Source organism: Promicromonospora soli (assembly GCF_014653785.1).
Classification (GTDB): Bacteria; Actinomycetota; Actinomycetes; order Actinomycetales; family Cellulomonadaceae; genus Promicromonospora; species Promicromonospora soli.
The window spans coordinates 99546-126205 of the sequence record NZ_BNAS01000004.1; the positions used below are offsets into that span (position 1 = coordinate 99546).

Here is a 26660-nt window from a genome sequence, read left to right on the forward strand (position 1 = left end):
AGCGGCTCCACGGTCCGAGGGACACTGTCCTCATGGCCCGCCGCTCCGCCCGACGCCGCCCATCCTCCTCCGCACCACTGACACTCCCCGCCGAGCTACCCGTCGGGCCCGTGCCGATCAGCACCGGCTTTGCCGAGGTTATTCGCGACCCGGACTTCCCTCAGCGAGTGACGCTGCACGTCAACGGCGTGCCGAGCTCCAGCCTGGACCTCGCCGACCCCGGTTTCCTCGACTTCGAGTACATGCAGCAGATGGCCGCCTTCGTGGCCCTCCTGCCGCCCGGACCACTGCGTGTGCTGCACCTCGGCGCGGCCGGCAGCGCCTTCGCCCGGCACGTGGAGCACGAGCGGCCCGGCTCCCGCCAGCTCGGCGTCGATCTCGACGCCCGCCTCCTGGAGCTCGTCCGCGAGTGGTTCGCGCTCCCGCGATCGCCCCTGCTGCGCCTGCGCGCCGACGACGCGGGCCGCGCCCTCGCCTCGGCGCGGGACGAGTCCTACGACGTGGTCGTCCGGGACGTCTTCGCGGGCGACCGCACCCCCGCGCACCTCGTGGGCACGGGGTTCGCCGCCGAAGCCCGCCGCGCGCTCCGCCCCGGCGGCATCCTTCTGGTGAACTGCGCCGACAAGCCGCCGCTGACCACGGCACGGCGCGAGGTCGCCAGCCTCGCCGAGGCCTTCGGGCCCGACGCCGCGGCGGAGGGCCGGCTCGCCGCCGTCGCCGAGCCGGCGATCCTCAAGGGGCGCCGATACGGCAACCTGGTGCTCGCGGCCGTGCGCGAGCTGCCCGAGGACCCGCCGCAGCTCCCGCGGAAAGGCCCTCAGGACGCCGCACAGGGCGCCGTACGGCCCGACCCGGCCCTCGGGCAGCCGGACCTGCGCGAAGCCCGCCTGGGACGCGCCCTGCGGACTCTCGCCGTACCCGCCACGCTCATGGCGGGCGGCGACGTCGCCGCGTTCGCCGGCACGGCGGCGCCGCTGGAGACCCCGGCCGCCACGCCGAAGTAGAACTGTGGCGCCAGGTGTGCGGGGGCACGAGAAAGGCCGCCTTCCCGAGGGAAGGCGGCCCTTCTCACGTGTACGTCAGAGCGGGACTACTGCTTCCGCCTGCGGACCCTTCGGGCCCTGCGTGATCTCGAACTCGACCCGCTGGGCCTCCTCGAGAGACCGGTACCCGTTGGACTGGATCGCGGAGTAGTGCACGAAGACGTCGGCACCGCCGCCGTCCTGGGCGATGAACCCGTAGCCCTTTTCCGCGTTGAACCACTTCACAGAACCCTGCGCCATGCTGTCCTTCGACCTTCCGTCCGGGATCCGGCGGCGGGCCCGTTGCCCGCCCCCGTGCCGCAATGCTTTCCCCGCTTGCTCACGACACGGCGGACGTGGCCTTGGTACGTCACTGCAACGAGCGCCAGTGTGGCATGGACCACTCAGATGCGCCACGGAACACGCACATTTCTGCCGCAGATATGACACACCGGGCTGGAGATGTGGACCTCAGTCGCTATCAGTCGCCGTTCTGCTGAGCGAGGAACCGCTCGAACTCCGCCCCGAGCTCGTCCGCGCTGGGGATCGGCGTGGTGTCCGCGAGCAGGCTCGGCCGCCCCACGGAGCGCGCGAACGCGTCGTACTGCTCCTCCAGCGCCTTCACGACGGCGGCGATCTCTGCCGACTCCGCCACCTGCTTCTCCACCTCGATCTTCGCGTCGGTGGCGGCCTCCTCCAGGGCGGGGATCGCCAGGTCGAGACCCGTGGCCCGCTCCGTGTGCTTCAGCGCCACCACCGTGGCCGGCGGGTACTGCGACTGCGCCAGGTAGTGCGGCACGTGGACGGTGAAGCCGAGCGCGTCATGGCCTGCCTCGCCCAGCCGGTACTCGAGGAGAGCGGCCAGGGAGCCCGGCACCTTCACGCTGCCGAACCACGACGTGTAGTCGTCGACGAGTCCGGGCCGCGTCGCGTGCGCCGTCAGCGACAGCGGGCGAGTGTGGGGCAGCCCCATCGGGATGCCCTGGATGCCGACGACGAGGCTCACGCCGAACCGTTCGACAAGCTGGATCACACCGGCCACCACGCGTTCCCATTGCAGGTCCGGCTCGGAGCCGTGCAGCAGCAGGAAGCCGGTGCCCTCGGCGTCGGTCAGGTGGTCGATCGCAAGGTAGGGCGCCTGGTAGTCCGCCCAGCGATCGGAGTCGAACGTCATGGTCGCTCGTTTGGAGCGGTAGTCGAGCAGCTGGTCGACGTCGAACGTCACCAGCCGCTCCACGCGAAACTCGTCGACCAGGTGCTCGACGGCGATGTCGCCCGCACTGCCCGCGTCCACGAACCCGCGGACGGCGTGCATCAGCACGGGGCCATCGGCACTTCCGGGCACGCTGCGACCCAGCGTGCGTTCGACCGCTGCTTCGTCGACGTCGTAGATGCCCTGGGGGTCAAGCACGTGCGCTCCCTCGCTCGTCGGAGTGGTTCCCGATCACCCAGCACTGCTGAGTTATCTGCTCAGGTGCAACGCCGCGACGGCCGGGTGTCTTCCCGTTACGCCCTCAGCGTCGCGCGCACTTTACCGCTGCCGCGCAGACCGGCACTTTCGCAAGCAGAACGGGCAGGCCACGGACGGTCCGGATCACCGCCCGGGCAGGCGCACCACGGACACGAAGAAGTCGTCGATCTGCCGCACCACCTCGATGAACCGGTCGAAGTCCACCGGCTTGGTCACGTACGCGTTCGCGTGCAGCGAGTACGAGCCGACCACGTCCTCCTGGGCATCCGACGTGGTGAGCACCACCACCGGGATGTGCCGCAGCATGGGGTCGCCCTTCGCCACGGCGAGCACCTCCATGCCGTCCATCTTCGGCAGGTTGAGGTCGAGCAGCACCAGGTCCGGCGTCGGCGCCTTCGCGTACTGCCCCTGCTTGCGCAGGAACTCGAGCGCGCTCACGCCGTCACCGACCACCGACACGTTGTTCGGGACACGGTGGTCCTCGAACGCTTCCCGTGTCATCAGGACGTCGCCCGGATCGTCCTCCACCAGGAGGATCTCCATCACCTTCTGACCGCTCAAGTTGACCACCCGGCCCGCACCTGTCCCATGGAGTCAGCAGCAACGGGCTCCGTCGTCGCGACCCGCCGTCGGCCCTGGTCAGGCCGTCTCATCCGAGCGTAGTCGACTGCGCGCGTTCGGTCGAAAGGCGTCCCCCGCTGGGCTGCCCCTGGCGCCGGGCCAGGGTGAACCTCACGATGGTGCCGCCGCCGGCCGCCGGCTCGATCCAGATGCGGCCCTTGTGGTACTCCACGATGCGTTTCACCAGCGAGAGGCCGATGCCGGTGCCCGCGTACTGCTCGCGCGGGTGCAGCCGCTGGAAGATGACGAACACCCGCTCGGCGTACTGCGCGTCGATACCGATTCCGTTGTCCACCACTGAGATCTCCCAGTGCGCGCGCATGCTCCGCACCTCGATCCGGATGGCCGGCACCCGGTCGGGGTCGCGGAACTTCAGCGAGTTGCCGACCAGGTTCACGAACAGCTGCTGCAGCAGCGCGCGCTCGCCGTGCACCCCGGGCATCGGGTCGTGCACGATCTGGGCGCCGGTCTCCTCGATCCGCTCGGACAGCTCGGAGAGCGCCGACGCCAGCACGCCCTCCAGCTCGACGTCCTCGCGCGGCACGCCGGTGCGGCCCACCCGGGAGAAGCTCAGCAGGTCCTGGATGAGCCGCTGCATGCGCTTGGCGCCGTCCACGGCGAACTCGATGTACTGGTCGGCGCGCTCGTCGAGCGACCCGCCGTACCGCTTCTGCAGGAGCTGGGTGAAGCTCGCGACCTTGCGCAGCGGCTCCTGCAGGTCGTGCGACGCCACGTAGGCGAACTGCTCCAGGTCGCGGTTGGACCGCTCGAGCTCGCGCGTCTTGTCGCTGAGCAGGTCGTGCGCGTTCTCGACCTCCTGGTGCGACAGCCGGATCTCCTCCACCTGGTGCACCAGCTCGCGGCGCATCGTCTCCACGTGCATGGCGAGCAGGGCCACCTCGCCCGAGCCAGCGGGCCGGATCTCCCGCCCGAGCACACCGCTGCTCACCACCCGGACTTCGGCGGTCAGCTCCGTGAGCGGCCGGATCACCCAGCCCTCCAGGGCTAGCCACATCATCGTGCCCATCAGCACGACGACCAGCACGAGCGTCGCCACCGCGCCCAGCAGCACCTGCTCCCAGACCTCCAGGGTGCCCACTATCTCGTCACGCTGCGCGCTCAGCTCCGCCAGGTAGTGCACGACGGCGGTGTGCGCGCTCTCGAACAGGGCTGCGCCCTCGGCTGAGGAGGGGGCGGTGCGGAGCAGCTCCGTCCGGCAGGCGACCTGGCCGGACGGCGCCGCCCCCACCGCCGCCACCACGGGTTCGGCGTACTCGGCCAACCAGGCCTCGGTGCGCTCCATCGCTTCCTCGGAGGCCAGTGTCACCTCGGCGTCCGACGCGAGCTCGCGCCGTTCGACGTCGGACAGCAGCGTGATGCTCCCGCTCGACCCGATGGCCCGGGTCCAGGGCTCGAGCGCTGCGTCGTCGCAGGTCGCCCGGTACGCGCGCAGCGACGCCTCGGCGTCACCGAGCGCCAGGACAGCCCGCTCGCCGTCGACCAGCGCCCGGTAGTACGGGCCGTCGGCCTGAGTGTGCAGGCTGCGGGACTGGACCAGGGCGAGCACCGCCACCGCGAGCGCGATCACCAGCATGGCCCCAACCGCGCCGAGGAGCCGCGCGAGGCGGCGACGCATGGACACACCGGTGAACCGGTGCTCGTCGGGCACCAGGGTCATGCCCGCGACCACTCCACCGAGTCGGCCAGGGTCGAGGTCCGTTCCGCCGGGCCGGTGGCGCCCGCGCCGGCCCAGCCGACGAAGAGCAATGCGGCGTCGTCGACCAGGGGGCCGCCGTGCAGCTCTCGCACCCGGCGCAGCACCCGGGTCACCACCTCGTCGGTGCCCTTGTCCATCTCGTGCTCGACGACGCTGCGCAGGCCGTGCGCGCCGAGGCGGGGCATGCGACCGTGCGCGCTGGGCGGGAGGATGGGCGTGCCGTTCGGGTCGGCGCCGACCGCCGCCTCCACGAGCCCGTCCGTGTAGAGCACGGCGGTCCACACCTCCGGCAGCCGGACGCGGTGTGCGGTCCAGCTCCCGTCCACCGGGATGCCCAGGGCACGCCCGCGGAGCGCGGAGGACAGTTCCTCGCAGTGGTGGGTGACCAGCGCCGCCGACTCCTTCGAGACCTCGGATACCACGAGCAGCGGGGGCAGGTGCCCGGCGAGGTAGACGTCCATGTGCGCGCGGTCCGGCGAGATCACCGCCTGGCAGATCGTGACGAACACCTCGGGCCGGCCCCGCTCGGCCAGGAGCACGCGCTCCAGGAGCGGCAGGACGTCGTCGGCGGGGGTGTCCGCGAGCACGAGCGTGCGCCACGCCGTCCGCATGGCGGCGCCCAGGGCGGCCTCGTCCGGGCCGTGCCCTGCGACGTCCCCGATGACGGTGACGAGGGTGCCGTCCGGACGCTCCACCGTGTCGAAGAAGTCGCCGCCGAGCAGGCCGTTCCCGCCGGGCAGGTAACCCACCATCACGGAGACCCGCTCGTCGGTGACCAGCTCCTTGGGCAGCAGCGCGCGCTCCAGCCGCGTGGTCTCGGCCGCGCGCACCTCGCTGCGGTACAGCGCGATCTGCTGGGCGGCCGACCGCCGCCGCAGCGTCGCGTACCGCAGGCAGCGGGCCAGCGTGTCGCCGTCCACCTCGCCCTTGACCAGGTAGTCGTCGGCCCCGTTGGCGACGGCGGCGGTGCCCAGGTCGTGCGAGGTGTTCCCGGTCAGCACGACGACGGCGGGCTGCACCGGCAGGACCTCGATACCGTCGATGACGCGGCGCAGGGCGCACAGGCCCTCGGCGTCGGGCAGGCCCAGGTCGAGCAGGAGGCAGTCCACCGCCACCATCGACAGCACTCCGAGGGCCTCGTCGACAGACCGGGCCCGGTGCAGGTCGGCCCGGAGGTCGGCCTCCACGTCTGCGTCGGCGAGCAGCTCGCCCACGAGGAACGCGTCGGCGTCGTCGTCCTCGACCAGAAGCACCGAGATCGGGCCGCTGATCCAGGGCGGGCGCGCCCCGGATCCGGGCCCGCTTCCGGGCCCCGCAGTTCCTGCCCCGCCCAGTGCCATGGCGGCGATCCTATCCAGCGAGATGACGCCGTGTCAGCGGACAGGCCCTCTGGTGCGCGATAATGGTCGGCCGGTTGTTTTGCGACCGGAGTTTTTTCGCTGGTGAACACGGAGGTAGGGCGTGACGGGAATCGCGGGCGAGCTCGCCCACGAGCAAGCAGTCGTCGACACCATGTACACCCGCTTGGACACCCTGCGCGGCACGACTGCGGGCCGCCTGCGGGACGTCCGCCTGGCGGGCGCCTCGGGCACGCACCAGAACCGCAGCGAGCGCGACGCGTTCGCCACCCTGTACGAGGACCGGGCCGCGCAGCTCGACGCCGTCGAGGACCGGCTGGTCTTCGGCCGCCTCGACCTCTCGGACGGGTCTGCCGACGGCACCGTGACCCGGTACGTCGGGCGCATCGGCCTGACGGACGCCGAGCACCGCTCGATGCTGACCGACTGGCGCGCCCCGGCCGCCGAGGCGTTCTACCGGGCCACGGCGCTGCACCCGGGCGATGTCCAGCGGCGGCGCCACCTGGTGACCAAGGGCCGCTCCGTCACCGGCCTGGAGGACGAGGTCCTGGACCTCGACACGGAGATCGACGCCGACGCACTGTCCGGTGAGGGCGCGCTGCTGGCGGCGATGGCCCAGGGCCGCACCGGCCGGATGTCCGACATCGTCGCGACCATCCAGGCGGAGCAGGACCGCATCATCCGCTCCGACCTGTCGGGAGCCCTCGTGGTCCAGGGCGGTCCGGGCACCGGCAAGACGGCGGTGGCGCTGCACCGCGCCGCCTACCTCCTGTATGCCCACCGGCGCCTGCTGGAGCGCTCCGGCGTGCTGGTCGTGGGCCCGTCCAGCGCGTTCCTGCGGTACATCGACCAGGTGCTCCCGTCGCTCGGCGAGACCGGCGTCGTGTCGACGACGGTCGGCGACCTCATCCCCGGCATCCGGGCGACGGCGGTCGACGAGGGACAGGTGGCCCGGCTCAAGGGTCTGCTCCTGTGGCGCAAGGTGGTGCGCCGGGCCGTGCGCGCGCGGGAGCGCGTGCCCGAGCAGGAGATCCCGGTGCGGGTCGACGGGCACGACTTCGTCATCCGCCCCCGCGACGTGAGCGACGCGATCGCCCGCGCCCGCCGCACCCACAAGCCGCACAACCTGGCGCGCGGGGCGTTCGTGCGCGACATGCTCGACCGCCTGACCGACCAGTACCGCGACTTCACGGGCGCACCGCTGTCGGGCGAGGACCGCTCGGCAGTCTTCGAGGACCTGCGCTCGGACCGCGACGTCCGCGTGGCGCTCAACCTCGCGTGGCTGCCGATCACGCCCGAGCGGCTCGTCGCGGACCTGTACACCAAGCCGCACCGGCTGGCCGAGGCCGCGCCGGAGCTGACCGCGCGCGAGCGGCGCCTCCTGTTCCGGGAGAAGGGTGCGCCGTGGACGGAGTCCGACGTGCCCATCCTCGACGAGGCGTACGAGCTGCTCGGCGAGGACGACTCCGTGGCGCTGGCCGAGGCCCGCAACCGGGAGGCCGAGCAGGCCCGCGAGGTCGAGTACGCGCGCAGCGTCCTCTCCTCGACGGGCGCGGGCGGCGGCTTGGTCGACGCCGAGACGCTCGCCTCCCGCTTCGCCGCGGGCGGCCCGTCCCTGACGACGGCGGAGCGCGCCGCCGGCGACCGTGCGTGGACCTACGGGCACGTGGTGGTCGACGAGGCGCAGGAGCTCTCCCCGATGGCCTGGCGGGCACTGGTGCGCCGGGTACCGACCCGGTCGATGACCATCGTCGGCGACGTCGCCCAGACGTCGTCCGCCGCGGGCGCGCGCAACTGGGACCGCATGCTCACCCCGCTGCTGCGCGACGGTTGGCGGCTGGCCGAGCTCACCGTCTCCTACCGCACGCCGTCCACCGTCGCCGACACGGCCCAGCAGGTGGCGCGGGCAGCCGGGCTGCCCGTCTCGGACCTGCGTGCCGCGCGCGACGTCGAGGGCTCCCTCACCGTCGTCCGCACCGCGCCGGGGCAGGACACCCTGCCCGAGGACGGCGCGGTGGTCGCCGAGGCCCTCGGCCTCGTCAAGGAGCTCGTGGGGCCCGACGCCGGCCGCGTGGCCGTCGTCGCGCCGTCGGGCAGCGTGCCGCGGCTGGCCGAGGCGATCGGCGGGGCGCTGGCCTCCGCCGTCGGAGCTGAGGAGGCCGCCCGCCTCTCGGCGCAGCGCCCGGAGGACGCGCAGGTGACCGTGCTCGCACCGCGCCAGACCAAGGGCCTGGAGTTCGACGCGGTGGTGCTGGTGGAGCCGGCGACGATCGCCGAGGGTCCCGGCGGGACGAGCGACCTGTACGTCGCGATGACCCGCCCCACGCAGCGCCTCGTCGTGCTGCACACGCGTGACCTGCCCGAAGGCTTCTGACCACCCGCCTTGTTGTGGGCGCGACCGTTGCGTCTACGCGCCCGTTCCAGGCGCAACGGTCGCGCCCACAACAAAGGGGGTGTCCCAGCAGGCGGGACGTGGGCCCCATCCGTTTGTTGCTTCCGGGTTACGTGGCGCACCATGGGTCCGTGCAGAGAGCCCTTCTCCTCGAGAACGTCCACCCCACTTCCGTCCCGATCCTGGAATCGGCCGGGTACGAGGTCGACTACCGCAAGGGTGCCCTCGACGAGGACGAGCTGATCGCCGCGCTCGACGGCGTCCAGCTCCTGGGCATCCGGTCCAAGACCGAGGTGACGGCGCGGGTGCTGTCCCAGGCGACCGACCTCGTCGGCGTGGGCGCCTTCAGCATCGGCACCAACCAGATCAACCTGACCGCCGCCGCCCACCGCGGCGTGGCCGTGTTCAACGCGCCGTTCTCCAACACCCGGTCCGTGGTGGAGCTGGCGATCGCGGAGATCATCTCGCTCACGCGCCGCATGACGGAGCGCGACCGCGCCCTGCACTCCGGCGTGTGGGACAAGTCCGCGGAGGGCTCGCACGAGGTGCGCGGCCGCACCCTCGGCATCGTCGGCTACGGCAACATCGGCTCGCAGCTGTCCGTGCTCGCCGAGAACCTCGGCATGTCCGTGATCTTCTTCGACACCGCGGAGAAGCTGTCGCTCGGCAACGCGCGCCGCGCCGAGACCCTCGACGAGCTCCTCGAGACCGCCGACATCGTGACGCTGCACGTGGATGGACGCTCGGGCAACGCCGGCCTGTTCGGCGCCAAGCAGTTCGCCCGCATGAAGCAGGACGCGATCTTCCTCAACCTGTGCCGCGGCTTCGTGGTCGACGTCGACTCGCTGGCCGAGCACATCCAGTCGGGGCACCTTTCGGGCGCCGCGGTGGACGTCTTCCCTGAAGAGCCCAAGAAGCGCGGCGACGCCTTCGAGTCGGTGCTGCGCGGCCTGCCCAACGTGATCCTCACGCCGCACGTGGGCGGGTCCACCGAGGAGGCGCAGGAGTCGATCGGCCAGTTCGTGGCCAAGAAGCTCAGCGACTACGTGTCCACCGGCTCGACGATGCTCAGCGTGAACCTGCCGAACCTCCAGCTCGAGCACACGGGTGTGGGCCGCATCAAGCTGCTGCACCGCAACGTGCCTGGCGTCCTGGCCACCGTGAACCAGATCTTCGCCGACCACGGCGCCAACATCGAGGGCCAGATGCTCGCCACGCGTGGCGACATCGGCTACGTGGTCACCGACATCTCGGATGTGACCGAGCGCGGCGCGTCCAAGAAGCTCCAGGCCCTGGACACGACGATCCGCCTGCGCATCCGCGACGCCTTCGAGCGCCCCGAGTTCCCCCCGGGCCCCGCCGCCCGCTGATCCCCGCCCTTCTTGTTGTGGGCGCGATCGTTGCGCCTAAAACGGGCGTTTGATCGCAGAAATCACGCCCACAACAAGGGTGACCGTCGTCAGAGGGTGAGCGGACGGGTGTGCGTGAAGAGGCTGCTGTAGGCGTTCAGCGCGGGCTGGCCGCCCAGGTGGGCGTACAGAACCGTGGAGCTCGCGGGGATCTCTCCGCTGGTGACGAGGTCGATCAGGCCGGCCATCGACTTGCCCTCGTAGACGGGGTCGATGATGACGCCCTCAAGCTGGCCAGTGAGCCGGATCGCGTCGAGCGTCGACTCCACCGGGATCCCGTACTTGTCCCCGGCCCACCCGGGCAGGACGGTGATCTCGTCGTCGCGCAGCGGCCGCCCGACGCCGATCAGCTCGGCCGTGGCGCGCGCGATCCGGGCCACCTGGTCGCGCGTCTCGTCGAGCTTCGCGCTGGCGTCGATCCCGATCACCCGGCGTGGACGGCCGCCCGCCTCTTCTAGCGCTGCGAATCCGGCGATCATGCCCGCGTGGGTCGAGCCGGTGACCGCGCACACGACGACGGTGTCGAAGAAGACGCCGAGCTCGCGCTCCTGCTGCTCTACCTCGTACGCCCAGCGCGCGAACCCGAGGCCGCCGAGCCGGTGGTCGGAAGCGCCCGCAGGGATCGCGTAGGGCGTGCCGCCCCGTGCCTTCACCTCGTCGATCGCGCGGTTCCAGGAGTCCTTGAACCCGATGCCGAAGCCGGCCGGGTCGAGCCGGACCTCGGCGCCCATGATCCGGCTCAGCATGATGTTGCCGACACGGTCGGCGACGGAGTCGGGCCAGTCGACCCAGTTCTCCTGCACCAGCACCGCCTTGAGGCCCAGCGATGCGGCCACCGCGGCGACCTGGCGCGTGTGGTTCGACTGGTACCCGCCGATCGATACCAGGGTGTCCGCGCCTTGCGCGAGCGCGTCGGGCACGAGGTACTCCAGCTTGCGGGTCTTGTTGCCGCCGTAGGCGAGGCCCGCGTTGCAGTCCTCCCGCTTGGCCCAGACCGACGCACCCCCGAGGTGGGCGGTCAGTCGCGGCAACGGATGGACCGGGCTCGGCCCGAAGGTCAGCTGATGGCGTGGAAAGTCGGACAGGGCCATGGTTACTGCTCCTCGTCGGAAGGCAGGGTGTGCCAGGTATCGAAGGCGACCGCCGCCGCCTCGTCCGCGTCTCCGGCGGCACACAACCGGATCAGCTTGTCGTGCCGGGCGAACGACGCGCGGCCGCCCAGCGAAGAGAACGGAGGCGGCCGTAGAGACATCGTCACGCAGAAGGCGACGATCGAGCGGCACGCTCTCCGGGATGGGCATGCAATACATTGCGTACCAGTTCCGAGCCCTGCGCAAGTCCGCCACGGCGCAGGACACGATTAGTGGACAGGCAAGACCGGTCGTAGCGGCCCGTTACAAACTGCTCACGTTGCGCCCGGGCTGGAGCACCGTCCAGCCCGGGCCTGCCGGGGTCAGCTGTCAGTGGGCCTGGGAGCCGAGCTCGATCACGAAGACTCCGATCGCTATCAGGACGATCCCGGCAGTCATGCGCCAGGTCAGGCGCTCCTGGAAGAAGACACGCGCACCGACCGCGGTCAGTGCCACTCCGCTGGCGGCCCAGATCCCGTAGGCGATGCCGACCGGCATCCCGTGCGCGAGGGCCAGAGTGAGGAGCGAGAACGCGGTGACGTAGAAGACGGCGACCGGGGCGATCCACCGCTTCTTGCGCAAGCCTTCCGACGCCCGCAGGGACAGGGTCGCGGCGACCTCGGTGAGGATGGCGCCGGTCAGGATGAGCCAGGTCATCGGATCTCCTCGACTACGTTGGCCGCTTCGGCCCGTTCAGTGGATTCGGCGGGATTGGCGAGCGACTCGGAGGGTTTGACGGCGGGGGTGCCGTGCCCGGTCTCGACGAGGATGACGCCAGCGATCACCAGCGCGATCCCGATGCCGATGGTGAGGGTGAACGGCTCGCCGAAGACGACGGAGGCAATGACCGCGGTCAGGGCCACGCCCGCGGCGGCCCAGATTCCGTAGACGACGCCGATCGGGGCGCCGAGCCGGAGCAGGAGCGACAGGGCCACGAACGCACCGGCGTACCCGATGACCGTCAGGGCCGACCACCACGGGTTCTCGATCGCGGCGCGCAGAGCGAGCGTCGCGGTGACCTCCAGCACGATCGCACCGGCGAGGATGAGCCACTTCGTCATGCGGCCGCCTCTTCGATCAGGCCGGCCAGGCGGCCCAGCACTGCCTGACGCTGCGCCGGCGTGACGGTCAGGATGCCGGTCGACTCCGCGATCCACAGGCCGTTCGCGGCCAGCCATGCCAGCAGCAGCGGTGCGGTGTCGGCGTCCGCGCCGAAGCCGAACCAGGTGCGCAGGTAGTCCAGCCACGGGGCAGATAGCTGGGGCCGCCGGACCGCCTCGGCGAAGACCACGAACTCACCCTGAGTCACCCCGCCCTCCCCGGCGAACGCCACGAAGGCCTGCACCCGCTGGGCCAGGGTCGACTCCTCCAGCGGGACACCGAGGGCGTCACCCAGCTCGGTCTGCCAGCGGGCGATGACGTGCTCGATGACGCCGATCATCAGCGCGTCCTTCGAGGGGAAGTGGTACATCAGTCCGGCCTTGGTCAGGCCGGCTTCCCGGGCGACGGACTCGTAGGTGATGTCGGCGCCGCCCACGGTGTCGACCACGCGCATGGCCGCGTCCAGGATCTGAGTGCGGGAACTTGATCTCATGATCCAATCTATACCGTACGTACGTTAAAGTTTGCAAGGAGGCCTACGCGCCGACCTCGACATCATTGGATGACTCGGACTGCGCCGCCGGCCGAGCGTGGTCACGCAGCGCCAGGTAGACCGCGCGCACCGCGAGCAGCCGTTCGACCTCGTCGAGGATCGGGGCGAAGAACTGCCGGCGGTGGTCGGTGTCGCTCATCGAGGTGACCGCGAAGTACATGCTGCCGAAGCCGGCGAAGAGCGTGGCGTTGCCAAGGAGCGCTACAGGCATGCCCGGTACGGCGGCCAGGTAGGCGGGCTCGGAGCCGATCCATTGTTCGGCCGTCTCGGGCGTGACCACGAGCGTGCCCAGGATGATGAAGAACGTGAACAGCCCTGCGCCGACCACCGTCGCCTGCACGAGCTGCCGGGTGGCGAGGATCAGCAACAGATTCCGGTTCTGACGCCCGTCCAGCGGCACCGCGCGCAGCGGGCCGTCGGGCGCCACGTCGTCGATCGGCACCCTGGCCAGAGGTGTGCCCACGCACGCCTCTGCCAGCCGTGGCGGACGGAGATCTTGCTCCACCCGGCCGATCTCGTCGCGCAGCCGCGTGGCCGTGGCGAACATCGTGACCGCGGCGAACAGCCCGACGACCAGCGCGAGCCGCCACCAGCTGAGCCGGTTCATCGCCTGCCACAGCTCGCCGGTGAAGAACAGGAAGAGCGTGACGAACAGGAGCGCGGGCAGCGCCCGGCCCAGCAGGCGCACGCTGTTGCGCAGGTCGTAGACCGTGTGCCGGATCGCCTGGCCCAGCAGAGCGCCGAGACCATACGTCGTCGCCAGCTGGGTAGCGGCGAAGGCACCGGCGAAGAAGATGACGAAACCCAAGAATCCCACCACGCGGCCTCCGGGCGGCGTGACCGCCCCGTCGACGGCAAGCTGCAGCAGCGGCACGGCGACCGGCATCGCAGAATAGGCGGCGACCACGGCGACGCCGGTCGCTTGCGAGAAACGCGGCATCCGCCGAACGACCGCGGCGATCGCGGCCCGCACGGCGAGCGTCACGACGATCACCACGCCGAGCAGGACCCAGCGTCCCGAACCCGCTGACTTCAGGGGTACGAGCCAGGCGAGGCTGGCCACGGTCACGAACGCCAGCGAGGGCAGCATCCGAGGTAGAACATGCGTGACGAAGCCGTACCCGTTGATCATCGAGGGTGCACCTCGGCGGACGAACCAGCGTTCTGTCAGGCGTATCACGCCAGGCGATGCGGTGAGCGGCACGGCTCAGTGTCCCCCACCTGGCGCTCCTGCTGCGCAGGCATCGCCCTGCGCATGGTTCGACGCGGGAAGGAGGGCCGCGATCAGTTTCCCCGATGAACTCCTCAGGGCGGCGGGTCGGGCAGGAACGGCGGACGTCCGCGGCGCCCGCGCAACACCTCTTGGAGCCGGCCGAGCCGGATCCCCGCGACGCCCTGATAGGCCTGGCGCAGCATGGCGGCGAGCGGACCGGAGTGCGTGAAGTCGTGCCGCACGAGCGTGCGTTCGCCCTCCGCGCTGAGCTGCCAGTCGCCGGTCTCGGCGAAGCCGGGCACCTGCCAGACCATCCGGACCAAGCCGGGGTCCATGGCCTCGTAGGCGAACGTGCCCTTCAGGCCCGGCCGGACGGTGACCCGATATTCCGCTGCGAGGGTCGCCGCGGCCGGTCCGGTCAGGCTGAGGAAGGCCGAGTTCCACACGGGCAGGGACAACGGGTCGAGCAGGACCTCGCGCACCCTCTCCCGCGGAGCATCGATCAGAAGCGTGGCGGTGCCGGTCGGGGTCATGCTGTGACCTCCGCCTGTGCGCCGCCCCTGCGGACGACGGCCTGTCCTGCCGGAAAGGCGCCGGCGAATGCCCGCAGGAGCGTCAGGGCCTCCGCCACCGGCGTACCGGTCGTGAGGTCGTCGATCGTCGTGTACAGCCGCTCCTCGGCCTCCCCGATCCTGGTCGCCAGCCGCTCGCCCTCGTCGGTCAGAGCCAGGGTGACGCGCCGGCGATCCTGCGCGCCCTCACCGCGGTCGACCAGCCCCATGGTGACGAGCCGGTCGACGAGCCGGCTCGGGCTGCCGCCCGTCTCGCAGACCAGCAGCTCGCCCAGCCCGGCCAGAGTCAGAGGCTGATGGTCGGCCAGGACGCGCACCACCTCGGCCTGCGACGGCGTCACGCCCAGCGGGCGCAGCTCCGCGGCGAGCAGCCGGTTGCCCTCTCGCTGGATGGCCAGGATCAGGTACCGGAGCTCCTCGGCGGGCCTCATCGCAGCTCCGTCGTCTCCGCCAGCGCCTCCGCGAGGAGACCGGCCGCCCTGGGATCGTGCGCAGCCAGCACCACCAGACCGGGCAGAGCTTCGCGCAGCGCGTTGACCTCGCTCACCGTGGCGCGCATCTGACGCTTGTCGCCGGCGCCAGGCAGCTTCCCCTCGGCCAGCAATCGAGCGTCGTAGGTCAGGTCGCCTACGAGCAGGAGCGGCGCCTTGCCCGGCCGCCGGATCAGCATGGACAGCGACCCGGGCGTGTGCCCCGGCGTGGGCAGCAGCACCAGGCTGCCGTCCCCGAACAGGTCGTGCCCGTGGGTGAACGGTGCCAGTCCCGGGTCTCCCAGCGGCTCCGGAGTGACGCGGTTCCAGCGCAGTCCGTGCAGGTCGATGTGGGAGCGCAGCAGCCCCCGAGCCTCGGGCAGCGGTCCGCCCAGGCTGTCCCACTCCTGGTCGCTGATGAGAATCTCGGCATCGCCCAGCACCGGAAGCCCACCGATGTGGTCCTGGTGCAGGTGCGAGATCACGGCCATGTCGACGTCGTCGACGTCGTAGCCCAAGCCGGACAGCCCTGCCTCAAGTGTCTCGGTGGGGCCGATCTCGAACTTTGCCAAGCGGGAGTAGATCAGTCCGTTGAGACCGCCGGGAAAGTAGCCGGGGTCGGTCACCGATGCGCGGTCCTGACCGGTGTCGAACAGCACCAAGCCGTCGCGGTGCTCGATCACGTAGACGTTGATCGGCCGCGGCGCGGTCCATCGTGTCGAGGTGAACAGCCACACGTAGGTGTTCTTCCGGGTCGGGCCGACGTGCTCCGGCCGGATGACCACCGAACCGGTACTGATCACCGCGACACGCGCGATCGGGTCTGTCGTCATGGACAAGGCCAGCTACTCAATTAGATGATGTGTAATCACATTAGACGGCATCTAATTGGGGAGGCCAGCCCCGGGTGCAGCCACACTCTCGGGCCCGACCGGCTTCTCTCGGGTCCGACCTGCTTCTCTCGGTGCCGCATGAGGCACGACAAAGGCCGCCGACCTGGTCTTTAACCAGGTCGACGGCCTCAATTACCGAGGATCAGCCGGACTTGCGGCGGAACATCTTCTGCACGGGGCCGGTCGTCTCCGAACCATGCACCGCGCCCGTGTTCACATCGCCCGCGGCGGTCCGGCTCCGAGCCGCATTCTTGCGGTCCAGCGCTTCCTTGAAGCGCGCCTTCGCGTCCTTGGTCGGCGCGGTCGGGGCCTTGGGCTCCTCCGCGCTCTGAGCCTGCGACTCCTCGGCATTGGGCTTCTTGTCCGTCACACCGATCACCTCCTCCTGTTTCGGGGGTCCCTCGATCGGGTCCGTCGTCCGCCCCAGCCTGCACCACGGCGCGCTGGGGTGCCAACGCTTTTGGACTCCTCCGGCGCCGAGTCTATGCCTGTGCGGCGGCTCGCTCCGCCGCTCGCTCGGCGCGCTCGGCGCGCAGCGAGGTGATGGCGCTCTCGAAGTCCTCGAGGGAGTCGAAAGACTGGTAGACGCTCGCGAACCGGAGGTAGGCCACCTCGTCCAGCTCGCGCAGCGGGCCGAGGATCGCGAGGCCCACCTCGTAGGCGTCGATCTCCGCGCTGCCGTTGCTCCGCAGGGTCTCCTCGACGCGCTGGGCCAGGATCGCGAGGTCGTCCTCGCTCACGGGCCGGCCCTGGCAGGCCTTGCGTACGCCCGCCGCGACCTTGTCGCGGCTGAAGGGTTCGGTGGCGCCCGACCGCTTGACCACGGAGAGGCTCGCCGTCTCGACGGTCGTGAACCGCCGGTTGCAGTTCGGGCACTGCCGTCGGCGCCGGATCGACAGGCCGTCGTCGGCAGTCCGCGAGTCCACCACGCGCGAGTCGGCGTGGCGACAGAACGGGCAGTGCATGCTTACTCCTGCGTGGTCGACCACCGACCGGAGGCCTCCGGTCGCGTCCCGACCGTAAGCGGGCAAACCACCCCCATGCAACATCGCCGCAACATTCGACGGCGAATTGTGGCCTCTTATCACTCCTTGGGGAGCAGAAGCAGCTCACCGACACGCAGAGTGCCCGACGACATCTCGTTCAGCTCCTGCAGCCGCCCGACGGCGTCCCGCACGTCCTCGCCCGGCCCTGCCACCTGCTGGGCGAAGCCCCAGAGCGTCTCCCCCGGCTGCACCGCGTGCACCCGCACCTCGGTCGGCTCGCCCGGCGAGCTGGCGACGGCCGTCGCTCCCCATGTCACCATCGGCGCGATGAAGAGCATCGCCAGCAGCACCAGCACGACACGGCCGCGGCGCGTGAGCCGCAGGCCGGCCAGACCGAGCCGGTCGGCGAACGTGCGCGCCTCCGGCGGTACGTACGCCCGGACGGCGACCGGTCCGGACGCCGGCGCGTGGATCCGCCCGTACGTCGGGGTGTACTGCCGCAGCGGGATCACGTCCCCCATGGCCCCTCCTCGGAGAGTCTCGAACGGTTGTCCGTCATACATGCGTTCGTCGAACGCCCGTACCATTGTGTAGCACGGGACACTCGCCCATGTCGAGACACGCTCGAACATTCGTTTGAGCCGCGCGCGTTTGTGATCTAGAGTGGGTATCGCAGAGGAGAACATTTGTCGGAACGGGAGGGGCACGGGCATGACGGGACGGGACGGGACCAGCGAAACGAGAGCCGTCGACGCGGCACTCTCGGGCGTCGCCACGCTGGACGCGCCGGGCGACGGGGCGGTCGCCGACGTGCACGCGATCTCGCCGGCAGACCGCCTCACCGAGCGGCAGCGCCTCGTGCTGGACACGATCCGGCAGTCGTTCGAGACGCGGGGCTACCCGCCGTCGATGCGTGAGATCGGCGAGGCCGTCGGGCTGGCCAGCCCGTCGAGCGTCAAGCACCAGCTCCAGATGCTCGAGAAGAAGGGCTTCCTGCGCCGCGACCCGAACCGGCCGCGCGCGATGGAGCTCGTGGAGCCCATGGCCGACCAGGTCGACAAGCCGACGCGCGGCGAGATCCACTGGCCGGAGCCGCGGCGCAGCGGCCAGGTCCACTGGGGTGGCTCGGTGCCCGACGACGCCGGCACCCCGGCGCCGTCGTACGTGCCGCTCGTCGGCCGGATCGCGGCCGGCGGCCCGATCCTGGCCGAGCAGGTCATCGAGGACGTCTTCCCGCTCCCACGCCAGCTCGTCGGCGACGGCGAGCTGTTCCTCCTCAGGGTCGCCGGTGACTCGATGGTCGACGCAGCGATCTGCGACGGCGACTGGGTGGTGGTGCGGCGCCAGAACGTGGCCGAGCAGGGCGAGATCGTCGCCGCCATGATCGACGGCGAGGCCACCGTCAAGACGTTCAAGCAGGCCGACGGGCACGTGCTGCTGCTGCCGCAGAACCCGGCCTACGAGCCGATCCCGGGCGACCAGGCGCAGATCCTGGGCCGCGTGGTCGCAGTGCTGCGCAGCCTCTGACAGGTCTCGACAGGCTCGACCGCCGGTGCGCGTTTAGGTCTCGACGGGCTCGACCAGCGATGGTCGAGCCAGTCGAGACCCCGGACGCTAGCTCAGAAGCCGAAGCGCCTCTGGACCGCCTGCACACTCGCCGCGGAGGCGCGCAGTCCGGCCAGCTCGTCGTCGGACATCGGGACGCGCACGTTGTCCGTCACACCGCGCCGGTCAACGAGAGACGGCACGGACAGGCACACGTCACCGATGCCGTAGTAGTCGTCCAGCAGCGAGGACACTGGCATGATCCGGCGCTCGTCCTGGAGGACCGCCTCGATGATGCGGGTCGCGGCCAGACCGACGGCGTAGTTGGTGGCGCCCTTCCCCGCGATGATCCGGTAGGCGGAGTCGACCACCTCGTGGTGCACCTCCGCGCGCACCGCGGCGTCGATCGGCTTGGCGCCGCCCACCGGCTCCCAGTCGAGCAGCGGGACGCCGCCGATCGAGGCCGAGCTCCACAGCGCTATCTCGGAGTCGCCGTGCTCCCCGGCGATATACGCGTGCACGTTCCCGACCGCCACCCCGCAGCGCTCGGCCAGCACGACGCGCAGCCTGGAGGAGTCCAGCACGGTGCCGCTGCCGAAGAGCCGCTCGCGCGGCAGGCCCGAGATCTTGAGTGCCGCGTAGGTCACCACGTCGACCGGGTTGGTCACCATCACGTAAGTCGCGTCCGGCGCTGCGTCGACCAGGCCGGGCAGGATCTTGCGCATCAGCCCGATCGTGGCCTCGGCGAGGTCGGTCCGGCTCTGGCCAGGTTTCTGCTTCGCCCCCGCGGTCACCACCACGACGTCGGCCCCCTCGCAGACCGCTACGTCGTCCGAGCCGATCACGTGCGCCTGCGACGTGAACATCAGCCCGTGCTGCAGGTCGAGCACCTCGGCATCAACCTTTGCCCTGTTCACGTCCAGCAGGGCGATGGTGCGTGCGGAGCCACGCGTGAGCGCCGCGAACGCGAGCGTTGATCCCACAGCTCCTGCGCCCACCACGGCCAGCTTGGTGGTGCGGGAGGCGGAGGACTGCGCGGTCTGGACGTCCGAGGGGGCTGCCATGCTCCCAGGCTATGGCGCCAGGACTAGGTGTCGAGCCTGGCGAGCGCGGCGCGGACCAGGGCCGGGTCGTTGGTGGGCCAGAACCCGGGCATCGATCGGGTGAGGAACGACGCGTACCGCGCGGTGGCGAGCCGGGGATCCAGGACTGCCACGACGCCCCGGTCGTCCGTGCTCCGCACGAGGCGCCCGGCACCCTGCGCGAGCAGCAGCGCCGCATGCTGCGCGGACACCGCCATGAACCCGTTGCCGCCCGCCTGCTCGACGGCGCGGGCGCGCGCTGCCTTGACCGGGTCGTCCGGGCGCGGGAACGGGATGCGGTCGATCAGCACGAGCTGGCAAGACGGCCCCGGCACGTCGACGCCCTGCCACAGGGACAGGGTGCCGAACAGGCACGTGGCCGGGTCCGCGGCGAACTGGCGCACGAGGGTGGGCAGCTGGTCGTCACCCTGCGCCAGGATCGGGAAGTCCAGCCGCTCGCGCATGGCCTCCGCCGCCGCGTTCGCCGCACGCCGGGACGAGAACAGGCCGAGCGTGCGGCCCCCGGCGGCGGTGATCAGCTCCGCGATCTCGTCGAGCTGCGCCTCCGTGGTGGGTTCTCGGCCCGGGGCCGGCAGGTGCCGCGCGATGTACAGGATGCCCTGGCGCGGGTAGTCGAACGGGCTGCCGGCGTCGAGGCCCTCCCACGGCGGGGCGTCCTCGCCCTTCAGGCCCAGCGTGCCGGCAACCGCGTCGAACGTACCGCCCAGCGCCAGCGTGGCCGACGTGAAGACGCCGGTCGCCTCGCCCAGCAGATGGGTGCGGATCAGGCCCGCCACGTGCAGCGGCGCCGCATGCAGCCGAGTCACGTTGTCGCCGAAGCCGCCCCAGCCGTTGTCCGGCCGGGAGCACCACAGGACGTCGGCGGTCGTGTCCTGGGACGCCATGCGCTCGGCCGTCTCGAACAGCTGCAGCATCGCGCCCTGCGCCATCTTCAGCCCCGAGTCAGGCTGGCCGGCCGCCTGCCCCTTGGCGCCGCCGGCGTCCGGCTTGAGCGTGCTCAGCACCTCGCGCGCTGCGTCGCGCACCGCGCCGACCGCCGTCCGCAGGTTGTCCGGCAGGCCGTCCGGGAACCGCTCGGCCGGCGCCGTGACCAGCAGCGTCCCCAGGTCCTGGGCCGCTTTGTCGAGGGCGTCGGTGTTGGTGCCCGCGTGCCGACGGGCCAACCGCGCGGCGTTCTCCACCGACGCCATGGACAGGTCCACGGTGGCCGACGACGTGACGCGGTCCGTGAGCTCGTGCGCCTCGTCCACCACGACGACGTCATGCTCCGGAAGCACGCCCGGGCTGCCCGTGGCCGCGATGCCGAGCATCGCGTGGTTGGTGACCACCACGTCCGCGTCACGGGCAGCTGTCCGGGCCTTGTCCGGGAAGCAGTCGGCGAGCATGGGGCACTTGCCGCCCAGGCACTCCATCGCCGTCACGGACACCTGGCGCCACGCTCGCTCCGGCACGCCCGGCACCAGGTCGTCGCGGTCCCCCGTGTCCGTCTCGCCCGCCCACTCGTGCAGCCGACGGACGTGGTCGGCGAGCGAAGCTCCCTCTTCCTTGCGGCGGCCGCGAGCGCCGCCGGAACCGCCGGCGTCTTCCGCGCGCGGGTGGTCCTCGCCGCCGGGCAGGTCGAAGAGCGCGGGCTCGTCCGCTGGGTACCCGCCGCCGATCTTGTGCACGCACAGGTAGTTGTGCCAGCCCTTGAGCAGCGCGATGCGCGGCTCACGCGGCAGCTGCGGCGTGACGGCCTTCGCGACGAGCGGCAGGTCGCGTGTGATGACCTGGCGCTGCAGGGCGAGGGTGGCCGTCGAGATGATGACCTTGTTCCCGGCCGCTACCGCGTGCCGGACGGCGGGTACCAGGTAGCCGAGCGACTTGCCCGTGCCCGTGCCGGCCTGGACGAGCAGGTGCTCGCCCTTCTCGATCGCGTCGGCGACCGCCACGGCCATGCGGTGCTGGCCGTCCCGCCGCCCGCCGCCCAGCGCCTCGACGGCAAGGTCGAGGAGCTCCTCGACGTCGGGGATCGCCGCGGCGGTGGTACTGGTGGTGGGTGCGTCGGGAAGGCTGGTCACACGCTCGATCCTAGGCTCGACCTCCGACATCCACCCCACGTCGTCCACAGGCACGAAGGGCCGGGGAGCGACAGCTCCCCGGCCCTTCTTCGCTCGTCAGCGGGCGCCGACCGCGGGTCAGGACCCGACGGCCACCTGTCGCAGCTCGGTCGCGAGCTGCTCGTCCACTCGACCCCGCAGGTGGGTGCCCGCGGCGACGTGCTCGGTCAGCTCGATGTCGCCGTGCTCGTGCACGCGGTGCACCAGGTCGCCCCGCTCGTACGGGACCACGAGGTCGATCTGGATACCCGGGCGCGGCAGGTCGGCAGCGATCCGGGCTCGCAGCTCGGCGATTCCCTCACCGGAGTGCGCCGAGACGACGGCGGTGTGCCGCTCTCGCCGCTGGATGCGGCCCACGACCGTCGGGTCGGCGATGTCTGCCTTGTTCAGCACCACGATCTCGTGGACGTCCCCGTAGCCAGGGAGATCGGACAGCACCTCGCGCACCGCAGCGATCTGCCCCTCCGGGTCCGGGTGGGACGCGTCGACCACGTGGAGCAGGATGTCGGCGTCGCCGACCTCCTCCAGCGTGGACCGGAACGCCTCGACGAGCTGGTGCGGCAGGTGCCGCACGAACCCGACAGTGTCCGTCAGCGTGTAGATGCGGCCGTCCTCGGTCTTGGTGCGCCGCACCGTCGGGTCCAGCGTCGCGAACAGCGCGTTCTCGACGAGCACGCCCGCGCCGGTCAGCGCGTTCAGCAGCGACGACTTGCCGGCGTTGGTGTAGCCGGCGATCGCGACCGCCGGGATCGCGTTGCGCTTGCGGCTCAGCCGCTTGGTCTCGCGCGCCGGCTTCATCGCGACGATCTCGCGCCGCAGCTTGGCCATGCGGTTACGGATCCGGCGTCGGTCCAGCTCGATCTTGGTCTCACCGGGACCACGCGAGCCCATGCCGGCGCCCGCGCCGCCCACCTGGCCACCGGCCTGGCGGGACATGGAGTCACCCCAGCCGCGCAGGCGCGGCAGGAGGTATTCGAGCTGAGCGAGCTCGACCTGGGCCTTGCCCTCACGGGACTTCGCGTGCTGCGCGAAGATGTCGAGGATCAGGGCCGTACGGTCCACGACCTTGACCTTCACCACGTCCTCCAGCGAACGGCGCTGGGACGGGGCGAGCTCGCCGTCGACGATCACGGTGTCGGCACCCGACGCCAGGACCACCTGCGCGAGCTCGAGGGCCTTGCCGGAGCCCAGGTACGTGCCGGGGTCGGGCTTCTGCCGGCGCTGCAGCAGGCCGTCCAGCACCTGGGAGCCGGCAGTCTCGGCCAGCGCGGCGAGCTCGCGCAGCGAGATCTCCGCGTCGCGGGCCGCGTGCTCGCCACCCGTGAACAGGCCGACGAGCACCACCTTCTCCAGGCGCAGCTGACGGTACTCGACCTCGGTGACGTCCTCGAGCTCGGTCGACAGGCCGGCCACGCGGCGCAGCGCGGTGCGCTCCTCGAGCTCCAGCTGGTCGCCGTCCGCCACGGTGTGCACCGTGCCGCCGTCGGCACGTGCGGTCCCCGCCCGAGCGAGAACCCGTGCCACGACATCGTTCGCGATCGCCTGGGCGTCTGCCTGGGCGGCTCGGAGTTCGGGCGTCTCCTCTGCGGGGAGCTCGGGCTCTGTCGGGGTGTGGGTCATGTACTACCTAACTCTCGATGGTTCGTCTTGTAAGCACAACAAGGATCCCACGGCCGAAAGTCCCACGGCTATGTCTTTCCGGAGCGAGTCACGCAGCCCTGGTCAGAAGTCGAGGCGCATCACCCTGCGCCGCTTCGTCGGCCGGCTGACCTCCGTCAGACCCGCCGCCGCGAACGGGCCAGGCGTGCCCACGTTGACCTCGCCCCACGTGATCTGCTGGCCCGGGTCCGGCACTATCGGGTAACCCTCGACCGCGATCGCGCCTCGCTCGCGCGCGTGCCCGACGGCGGCCGCCGCCAGCTCGTACATCAGCCCCTGCTTGCGGTAGCCGACGCGCACCGCGAAGCACGTGACCGCCCACACGCCGTCGTCGTCCTTGTCCTCGTGCCGGCCCGCCCACGGGACCTGGCTGCCGCGGTACCGGACGAACTCGGTGCGGGGCGCCACCGCCACCCACCCGGCCGGCTCGGAGTCGACGTAGGCGATCAGGGCGCCCGACGTCGGCGCGACGCCACCGGTCTCGCCGTCGCTCGAACCGGCGTCGAGCTGCTCGCGCAGGTGGTGGGCGCGCTCCTCCACTGGCATGTACCACCAGGCGCGGTCCCCCAGCCGGATGCGCTGGCACTGGCAGTGGTGCGGGCCGCCGCGCGTGCCGAACACGGTCTGCACGTCGTCCCACCGGTCCTCGGTGGCCGGAACGATCTCCATGCCCGCAGGCTGGCACCGGTCAGGGCCACCGGCAAGCGCCTAGGATCGTCCGGTGTCCACCGACCACTACTTCACCGCCCAGCCCGCCTCCGACGACGAGCGCCGCACCCGCACCGTCCACCTCGCCGGTCGGGAGCTGGAGGTCGAGGTGGCGGCCGGGGTCTTCTCGCCCGGAGGTGTCGACAAGGGCACGGCGGTGCTGCTGGACCGGGTACCGGCGCCCCCGCCATCGGGCAACCTGCTCGACCTGGGGTGCGGGTGGGGGCCCATCACGATCAGCCTGGCGCTGGAGGCGCCGCACGCCACGGTGTGGGCCGTCGACGTCAACGAGCGGGCCCTCGACCTGGTGCGCCGCAATGCCGAGCGGCTCGGCCTGGGCAACGTCCGTGCCGCCCTCCCCGACGACGTGCCGGAGGGCCTCATGTTCGACACGTGCTGGTCCAACCCGCCGATCCGCGTCGGCAAGCAGGCGCTGCACGACCTGCTGACGCGGTGGCTGCCCCGGCTGGCCGACGGCGCGGACGCGTGGCTCGTGGTGCAGAAGAACCTGGGCTCCGACTCGCTCGCGCGCTGGATCACCGACTCCCTCGGCCTCCAGGTCGACCGGGAGGCGTCGTCCAAGGGGTTCCGCATCCTGCGGGTCGCGGGCTGACCTGAGCTGGACCTAGCGGGCGACCCGCCCGGAGTAGACGAGCTCCGCCGGACCCGCCAGCTCGACGTTGCCGCTCGGCAGGAGGCGGACCCGCACCTCGCCGCCCGGCACCTCGACGATCCACGTGTCGGGAGCGCCGTTGCCGGACGACCCGCCCTGCCAGGTCCGCACCGCGAGCGCCGCGGCGCAGGCACCGGTGCCGCACGACGGCGTCTCCCCCACCCCGCGCTCGTGCACCCGCATGCGCAGGCGGCCGACGACGCCGTCAGGCCCCTCCTCCTCGCCGAGCGGCACCACGAGCTCGACGTTGGTGCCGTGCGGCGGCAGGGGCGCCACCTCCGGGGCGTGGAAGAGCTCGAGCGACTCCAGCTCTTCGGGGCTCGCGAGGGCGACGACGGTGTGCGGGTTGCCGAGGTCCACGCTCAGGGCCGGGCGGGGCGCGGTCCAGCCGCGGACCGCCACTGCGGAGTCGTACCCGTCGGCCGCAGCGGCCTCGCCACCGGGCAGGAACCAGGGGCCCATGTCGACGGCGTACCAGCCGCCCGGCTCCTTGGTCACACGCTTGACACCGGCCCGCGTGCCGAGGCTCAGCGGCCCGGCGGACAGGTCGGCGAGCCCCTCGCGCTCCGCGAACGCGGCGAAGACGCGCACGCCGTTGCCGCACATCTCGGCGACCGAGCCGTCGGCGTTGCGGTAGTCCATGAACCACTCGGCTGTCGGGTCCTGTGCCAGGGCGTCCTGGGCGGCCTGCTCGCCCGCGCGGGCGAGAACGGCTGTCGGCGCAAGCCGGATCACGCCGTCGCCACCGATCCCGGCCCGACGGTCGGCCAGCCGGCGCACGTCGTCCGGGCCGAGGTCGAGCACGCCCTCGGGGTCCGCGATCAGCACGAAGTCGTTCTTCGTGCCGTGCCCCTTCGTGAAGGCGAGCGTGCCGGGCGTCGGGACGGAGGGCACGGGGCTGGTCGCGGGCTGCGTCATGATCCCAGGCTACGGCGCACCGGCTCGGCTCCGGCAATCGGCAGGGTCCCGGCGTCGGCTGCCGCCACGATCGCGAGGGCGTCGTCGAGCAGGTGGGGCGATGCGGCATCGAGCCAGTGCACGCGTGGGTCGCGCCCGAACCAGCCCATCTGCTTGCGCGCCAGGCGCCGTGTGTTGGCGGTGACGGCCTCCCGGGCCTCTGCCTCGGTGGACTCGCCGCGCCACCAGGCGAGCACCTCGGCGTAGCCGACGGCACGCGCGGCGGTGACGCCCAGGCCGGTGCCGGTGCCGCCCTGCTCCGGGCTTGCGAGAACGCGCACCTCGTCCACGAGGCCCGCCTCCCACATGCGGTCCACGCGCCCCGCGACCCGCGCGTCGAGCACCTCGCGCGAGCAGTCCAGCCCGATCTGCACCGCCGGGCGCACGTACTCCTGGCGCGGCAGGTTGGCCGTGTACGGGCGGCCGGTGATCTCGATGACCTCCAGCGCGCGCACGATGCGGCGCGTGTTGTGCGGGCCGATGCTTGTCGCGGCCTGCGGGTCCAGTCCGGCCAGCTCGGCGTGCAGGGCGCGCCGGCCCTCGGCCTCGGCCCGCGCCTCGAGCCGGGCGCGGATCTCCGGATCGGTGCCCGGGAAGTCCATGGCGTCGAGCAGCGCCCGCACGTACAGCCCCGACCCGCCGACGACGACGGCGCGCGCACCCCGCCCGGCGATCGCGTCGAGGTCGGCGCGCGCCGCTTCCTGGTAGCGCGCCACCGACGCGTCCTGCAGAGGGTCCAGCACGTCGAGCTGGTGGTGCACGATCCCGCGTCGCTCAGCCGGCGGCACCTTGGCCGTGCCGACGTCCATGCCGTGGTAGAGCTGATACGCGTCGGCGTTGACGATCTCGGCGTTCACCGTCCCGGTGGGACCCACCGGGACGTCTGGGCGCCCGGGGGTGGCGAAGTTCCCCGGGGCGGGAACGGCGCCCAGCGCCTGGGCCAGGTCGAGGGCGAGGTCCGACTTTCCGGTGGCGGTAGGCCCCACGACGGCGACGACGATCACGCGG

General features: G+C 71.6%; 27 protein-coding genes. 5 read left to right on the forward strand and 22 right to left on the reverse strand.

What is annotated here, in order from left to right:
* Positions 1-32: 32 nt before the first annotated feature.
* On the forward strand, positions 33-1004 hold the full coding sequence (locus tag IE250_RS13565) for a spermidine synthase (RefSeq protein WP_229872442.1): 972 nt from the start codon (positions 33-35) through the stop codon (positions 1002-1004).
* Positions 1005-1079: 75 nt separating this feature from the next.
* On the opposite strand, the gene IE250_RS13570 is transcribed toward IE250_RS13565, so the two are convergent.
* The 5 genes from IE250_RS13570 to IE250_RS13590 form a co-directional block, all read right to left on the reverse strand.
* Positions 1080-1283 (reverse strand): cold-shock protein, encoded by a 204-nt coding sequence (locus IE250_RS13570; protein WP_020016705.1) that lies wholly within the window; start codon positions 1281-1283, stop codon positions 1080-1082.
* 220 nt (positions 1284-1503) lie between these two features.
* On the reverse strand, positions 1504-2433 hold the full coding sequence (locus IE250_RS13575; protein WP_189669835.1) for a proteasome assembly chaperone family protein: 930 nt from the start codon (positions 2431-2433) through the stop codon (positions 1504-1506).
* Between the two features lie 183 nt (positions 2434-2616).
* Positions 2617-3036 (reverse strand): response regulator, encoded by a 420-nt coding sequence (locus IE250_RS13580; protein WP_189670279.1) that lies wholly within the window; start codon positions 3034-3036, stop codon positions 2617-2619.
* A 106-nt stretch (positions 3037-3142) separates the two neighbouring features.
* On the reverse strand, positions 3143-4792 hold the full coding sequence (locus IE250_RS13585) for a sensor histidine kinase (RefSeq protein ID WP_229872443.1): 1650 nt from the start codon (positions 4790-4792) through the stop codon (positions 3143-3145).
* Positions 4789-6171, reverse strand: a complete 1383-nt coding sequence (locus IE250_RS13590; RefSeq protein ID WP_229872444.1) for a PP2C family protein-serine/threonine phosphatase — start codon at positions 6169-6171, stop codon at positions 4789-4791. Before IE250_RS13590 ends, IE250_RS13585 begins: the two co-directional genes overlap by 4 nt.
* Positions 6172-6292: 121 nt before the next feature.
* Here IE250_RS13590 and IE250_RS13595 point away from each other — a divergent pair, with 121 nt between their 5' ends.
* Positions 6293-8563 (forward strand): HelD family protein, encoded by a 2271-nt coding sequence (locus IE250_RS13595; protein ID WP_189669836.1) that lies wholly within the window; start codon positions 6293-6295, stop codon positions 8561-8563.
* A 149-nt stretch (positions 8564-8712) separates the two neighbouring features.
* Complete coding sequence (serA, locus tag IE250_RS13600; RefSeq protein WP_189669837.1) at positions 8713-9951, forward strand: phosphoglycerate dehydrogenase; 1239 nt, start codon at positions 8713-8715, stop codon at positions 9949-9951.
* Between the two features lie 89 nt (positions 9952-10040).
* Here the strand turns inward: serA and IE250_RS13605 are convergent, their stop codons facing one another.
* The 11 genes from IE250_RS13605 to IE250_RS13660 form a co-directional block, all read right to left on the reverse strand.
* A complete protein-coding gene (locus IE250_RS13605) occupies positions 10041-11081 on the reverse strand; it encodes a 1-aminocyclopropane-1-carboxylate deaminase (protein WP_189669838.1) in 1041 nt (346 codons plus the stop codon).
* A gap of 369 nt (positions 11082-11450) precedes the next feature.
* On the reverse strand, positions 11451-11777 hold the full coding sequence (locus tag IE250_RS13615) for a DMT family transporter (RefSeq protein ID WP_189669839.1): 327 nt from the start codon (positions 11775-11777) through the stop codon (positions 11451-11453).
* A complete protein-coding gene (locus IE250_RS13620) occupies positions 11774-12181 on the reverse strand; it encodes a DMT family transporter (protein ID WP_189669840.1) in 408 nt (135 codons plus the stop codon). Before IE250_RS13620 ends, IE250_RS13615 begins: the two co-directional genes overlap by 4 nt.
* A complete protein-coding gene (locus tag IE250_RS13625; RefSeq protein WP_189669841.1) occupies positions 12178-12714 on the reverse strand; it encodes a TetR/AcrR family transcriptional regulator in 537 nt (178 codons plus the stop codon). Before IE250_RS13625 ends, IE250_RS13620 begins: the two co-directional genes overlap by 4 nt.
* Positions 12715-12757: 43 nt before the next feature.
* A complete protein-coding gene (locus IE250_RS13630; protein WP_229872445.1) occupies positions 12758-13906 on the reverse strand; it encodes a hypothetical protein in 1149 nt (382 codons plus the stop codon).
* 173 nt (positions 13907-14079) lie between these two features.
* Complete coding sequence (locus IE250_RS13635; protein WP_229872446.1) at positions 14080-14520, reverse strand: SRPBCC family protein; 441 nt, start codon at positions 14518-14520, stop codon at positions 14080-14082.
* The gene (locus IE250_RS13640; protein ID WP_189669843.1) at positions 14517-14990 is read right to left on the reverse strand and encodes a MarR family winged helix-turn-helix transcriptional regulator; all 474 of its coding nucleotides are present in this window, start codon (positions 14988-14990) and stop codon (positions 14517-14519) included. The genes IE250_RS13635 and IE250_RS13640 overlap by 4 nt, the downstream gene beginning before the upstream one ends.
* A complete protein-coding gene (locus tag IE250_RS13645) occupies positions 14987-15862 on the reverse strand; it encodes an N-acyl homoserine lactonase family protein (protein ID WP_189669844.1) in 876 nt (291 codons plus the stop codon). The genes IE250_RS13640 and IE250_RS13645 overlap by 4 nt, the downstream gene beginning before the upstream one ends.
* Before the next feature lie 202 nt (positions 15863-16064).
* Positions 16065-16292 (reverse strand): DUF5302 domain-containing protein, encoded by a 228-nt coding sequence (locus IE250_RS13650; protein ID WP_229872447.1) that lies wholly within the window; start codon positions 16290-16292, stop codon positions 16065-16067.
* Positions 16293-16404: 112 nt separating this feature from the next.
* Complete coding sequence (gene nrdR / locus IE250_RS13655) at positions 16405-16887, reverse strand: transcriptional regulator NrdR (RefSeq protein ID WP_189669846.1); 483 nt, start codon at positions 16885-16887, stop codon at positions 16405-16407.
* 119 nt (positions 16888-17006) lie between these two features.
* Positions 17007-17429: a LysM peptidoglycan-binding domain-containing protein gene (locus tag IE250_RS13660; protein ID WP_189669847.1), complete on the reverse strand. Its 423-nt coding sequence runs from the start codon at positions 17427-17429 to the stop codon at positions 17007-17009.
* 190 nt (positions 17430-17619) lie between these two features.
* Between IE250_RS13660 and lexA the strand changes: the two genes are divergently transcribed.
* The gene (gene lexA / locus IE250_RS13665; RefSeq protein ID WP_373301687.1) at positions 17620-18435 is read left to right on the forward strand and encodes a transcriptional repressor LexA; all 816 of its coding nucleotides are present in this window, start codon (positions 17620-17622) and stop codon (positions 18433-18435) included.
* Between the two features lie 92 nt (positions 18436-18527).
* On the opposite strand, the gene IE250_RS13670 is transcribed toward lexA, so the two are convergent.
* The 4 genes from IE250_RS13670 to IE250_RS13685 form a co-directional block, all read right to left on the reverse strand.
* On the reverse strand, positions 18528-19517 hold the full coding sequence (locus IE250_RS13670; protein WP_189669848.1) for an L-lactate dehydrogenase: 990 nt from the start codon (positions 19515-19517) through the stop codon (positions 18528-18530).
* Positions 19518-19540: 23 nt separating this feature from the next.
* Complete coding sequence (locus tag IE250_RS13675; RefSeq protein ID WP_229872448.1) at positions 19541-21616, reverse strand: ATP-dependent DNA helicase; 2076 nt, start codon at positions 21614-21616, stop codon at positions 19541-19543.
* A 117-nt stretch (positions 21617-21733) separates the two neighbouring features.
* Positions 21734-23275 (reverse strand): GTPase HflX, encoded by a 1542-nt coding sequence (hflX, locus tag IE250_RS13680; RefSeq protein WP_189669849.1) that lies wholly within the window; start codon positions 23273-23275, stop codon positions 21734-21736.
* 102 nt (positions 23276-23377) lie between these two features.
* On the reverse strand, positions 23378-23983 hold the full coding sequence (locus tag IE250_RS13685; RefSeq protein ID WP_189669850.1) for a GNAT family N-acetyltransferase: 606 nt from the start codon (positions 23981-23983) through the stop codon (positions 23378-23380).
* Between the two features lie 52 nt (positions 23984-24035).
* Between IE250_RS13685 and IE250_RS13690 the strand changes: the two genes are divergently transcribed.
* On the forward strand, positions 24036-24635 hold the full coding sequence (locus IE250_RS13690; RefSeq protein WP_189669851.1) for a class I SAM-dependent methyltransferase: 600 nt from the start codon (positions 24036-24038) through the stop codon (positions 24633-24635).
* Positions 24636-24647: 12 nt separating this feature from the next.
* Here the strand turns inward: IE250_RS13690 and dapF are convergent, their stop codons facing one another.
* Together dapF and miaA are read right to left on the reverse strand one after the other, a co-directional pair.
* Positions 24648-25613: a diaminopimelate epimerase gene (dapF, locus tag IE250_RS13695; protein ID WP_189669852.1), complete on the reverse strand. Its 966-nt coding sequence runs from the start codon at positions 25611-25613 to the stop codon at positions 24648-24650.
* Positions 25610-26656, reverse strand: a complete 1047-nt coding sequence (gene miaA / locus IE250_RS13700; RefSeq protein ID WP_189669853.1) for a tRNA (adenosine(37)-N6)-dimethylallyltransferase MiaA — start codon at positions 26654-26656, stop codon at positions 25610-25612. The genes dapF and miaA overlap by 4 nt, the downstream gene beginning before the upstream one ends.
* Positions 26657-26660: the final 4 nt, after the last annotated feature.

What these genes read in the sequence shown, in the direction of transcription:
- IE250_RS13565 (WP_229872442.1), top strand. Translation starts at nt 33, where the DNA reads ATGGCCCGCCGCTCCGCCCGACGCCGCCCATCCTCCTCCGCACCACTG.
- IE250_RS13570 (WP_020016705.1), bottom strand. Translation starts at nt 1,283, where the DNA reads ATGGCGCAGGGTTCTGTGAAGTGGTTCAACGCGGAAAAGGGCTACGGG.
- IE250_RS13580 (WP_189670279.1), bottom strand. Translation starts at nt 3,036, where the DNA reads ATGGAGATCCTCCTGGTGGAGGACGATCCGGGCGACGTCCTGATGACA.
- IE250_RS13585 (WP_229872443.1), bottom strand. Translation starts at nt 4,792, where the DNA reads ATGACCCTGGTGCCCGACGAGCACCGGTTCACCGGTGTGTCCATGCGT.
- IE250_RS13590 (WP_229872444.1), bottom strand. Translation starts at nt 6,171, where the DNA reads ATGGCACTGGGCGGGGCAGGAACTGCGGGGCCCGGAAGCGGGCCCGGA.
- IE250_RS13605 (WP_189669838.1), bottom strand. Translation starts at nt 11,081, where the DNA reads ATGGCCCTGTCCGACTTTCCACGCCATCAGCTGACCTTCGGGCCGAGC.
- IE250_RS13615 (WP_189669839.1), bottom strand. Translation starts at nt 11,777, where the DNA reads ATGACCTGGCTCATCCTGACCGGCGCCATCCTCACCGAGGTCGCCGCG.
- IE250_RS13620 (WP_189669840.1), bottom strand. Translation starts at nt 12,181, where the DNA reads ATGACGAAGTGGCTCATCCTCGCCGGTGCGATCGTGCTGGAGGTCACC.
- IE250_RS13625 (WP_189669841.1), bottom strand. Translation starts at nt 12,714, where the DNA reads ATGAGATCAAGTTCCCGCACTCAGATCCTGGACGCGGCCATGCGCGTG.
- IE250_RS13630 (WP_229872445.1), bottom strand. Translation starts at nt 13,906, where the DNA reads ATGATCAACGGGTACGGCTTCGTCACGCATGTTCTACCTCGGATGCTG.
- IE250_RS13635 (WP_229872446.1), bottom strand. Translation starts at nt 14,520, where the DNA reads ATGACCCCGACCGGCACCGCCACGCTTCTGATCGATGCTCCGCGGGAG.
- IE250_RS13640 (WP_189669843.1), bottom strand. Translation starts at nt 14,990, where the DNA reads ATGAGGCCCGCCGAGGAGCTCCGGTACCTGATCCTGGCCATCCAGCGA.
- IE250_RS13645 (WP_189669844.1), bottom strand. Translation starts at nt 15,862, where the DNA reads ATGACGACAGACCCGATCGCGCGTGTCGCGGTGATCAGTACCGGTTCG.
- nrdR (WP_189669846.1), bottom strand. Translation starts at nt 16,887, where the DNA reads ATGCACTGCCCGTTCTGTCGCCACGCCGACTCGCGCGTGGTGGACTCG.
- IE250_RS13660 (WP_189669847.1), bottom strand. Translation starts at nt 17,429, where the DNA reads ATGGGGGACGTGATCCCGCTGCGGCAGTACACCCCGACGTACGGGCGG.
- lexA (WP_373301687.1), top strand. Translation starts at nt 17,620, where the DNA reads ATGACGGGACGGGACGGGACCAGCGAAACGAGAGCCGTCGACGCGGCA.
- IE250_RS13670 (WP_189669848.1), bottom strand. Translation starts at nt 19,517, where the DNA reads ATGGCAGCCCCCTCGGACGTCCAGACCGCGCAGTCCTCCGCCTCCCGC.
- hflX (WP_189669849.1), bottom strand. Translation starts at nt 23,275, where the DNA reads ATGACCCACACCCCGACAGAGCCCGAGCTCCCCGCAGAGGAGACGCCC.
- IE250_RS13685 (WP_189669850.1), bottom strand. Translation starts at nt 23,983, where the DNA reads ATGGAGATCGTTCCGGCCACCGAGGACCGGTGGGACGACGTGCAGACC.
- dapF (WP_189669852.1), bottom strand. Translation starts at nt 25,613, where the DNA reads ATGACGCAGCCCGCGACCAGCCCCGTGCCCTCCGTCCCGACGCCCGGC.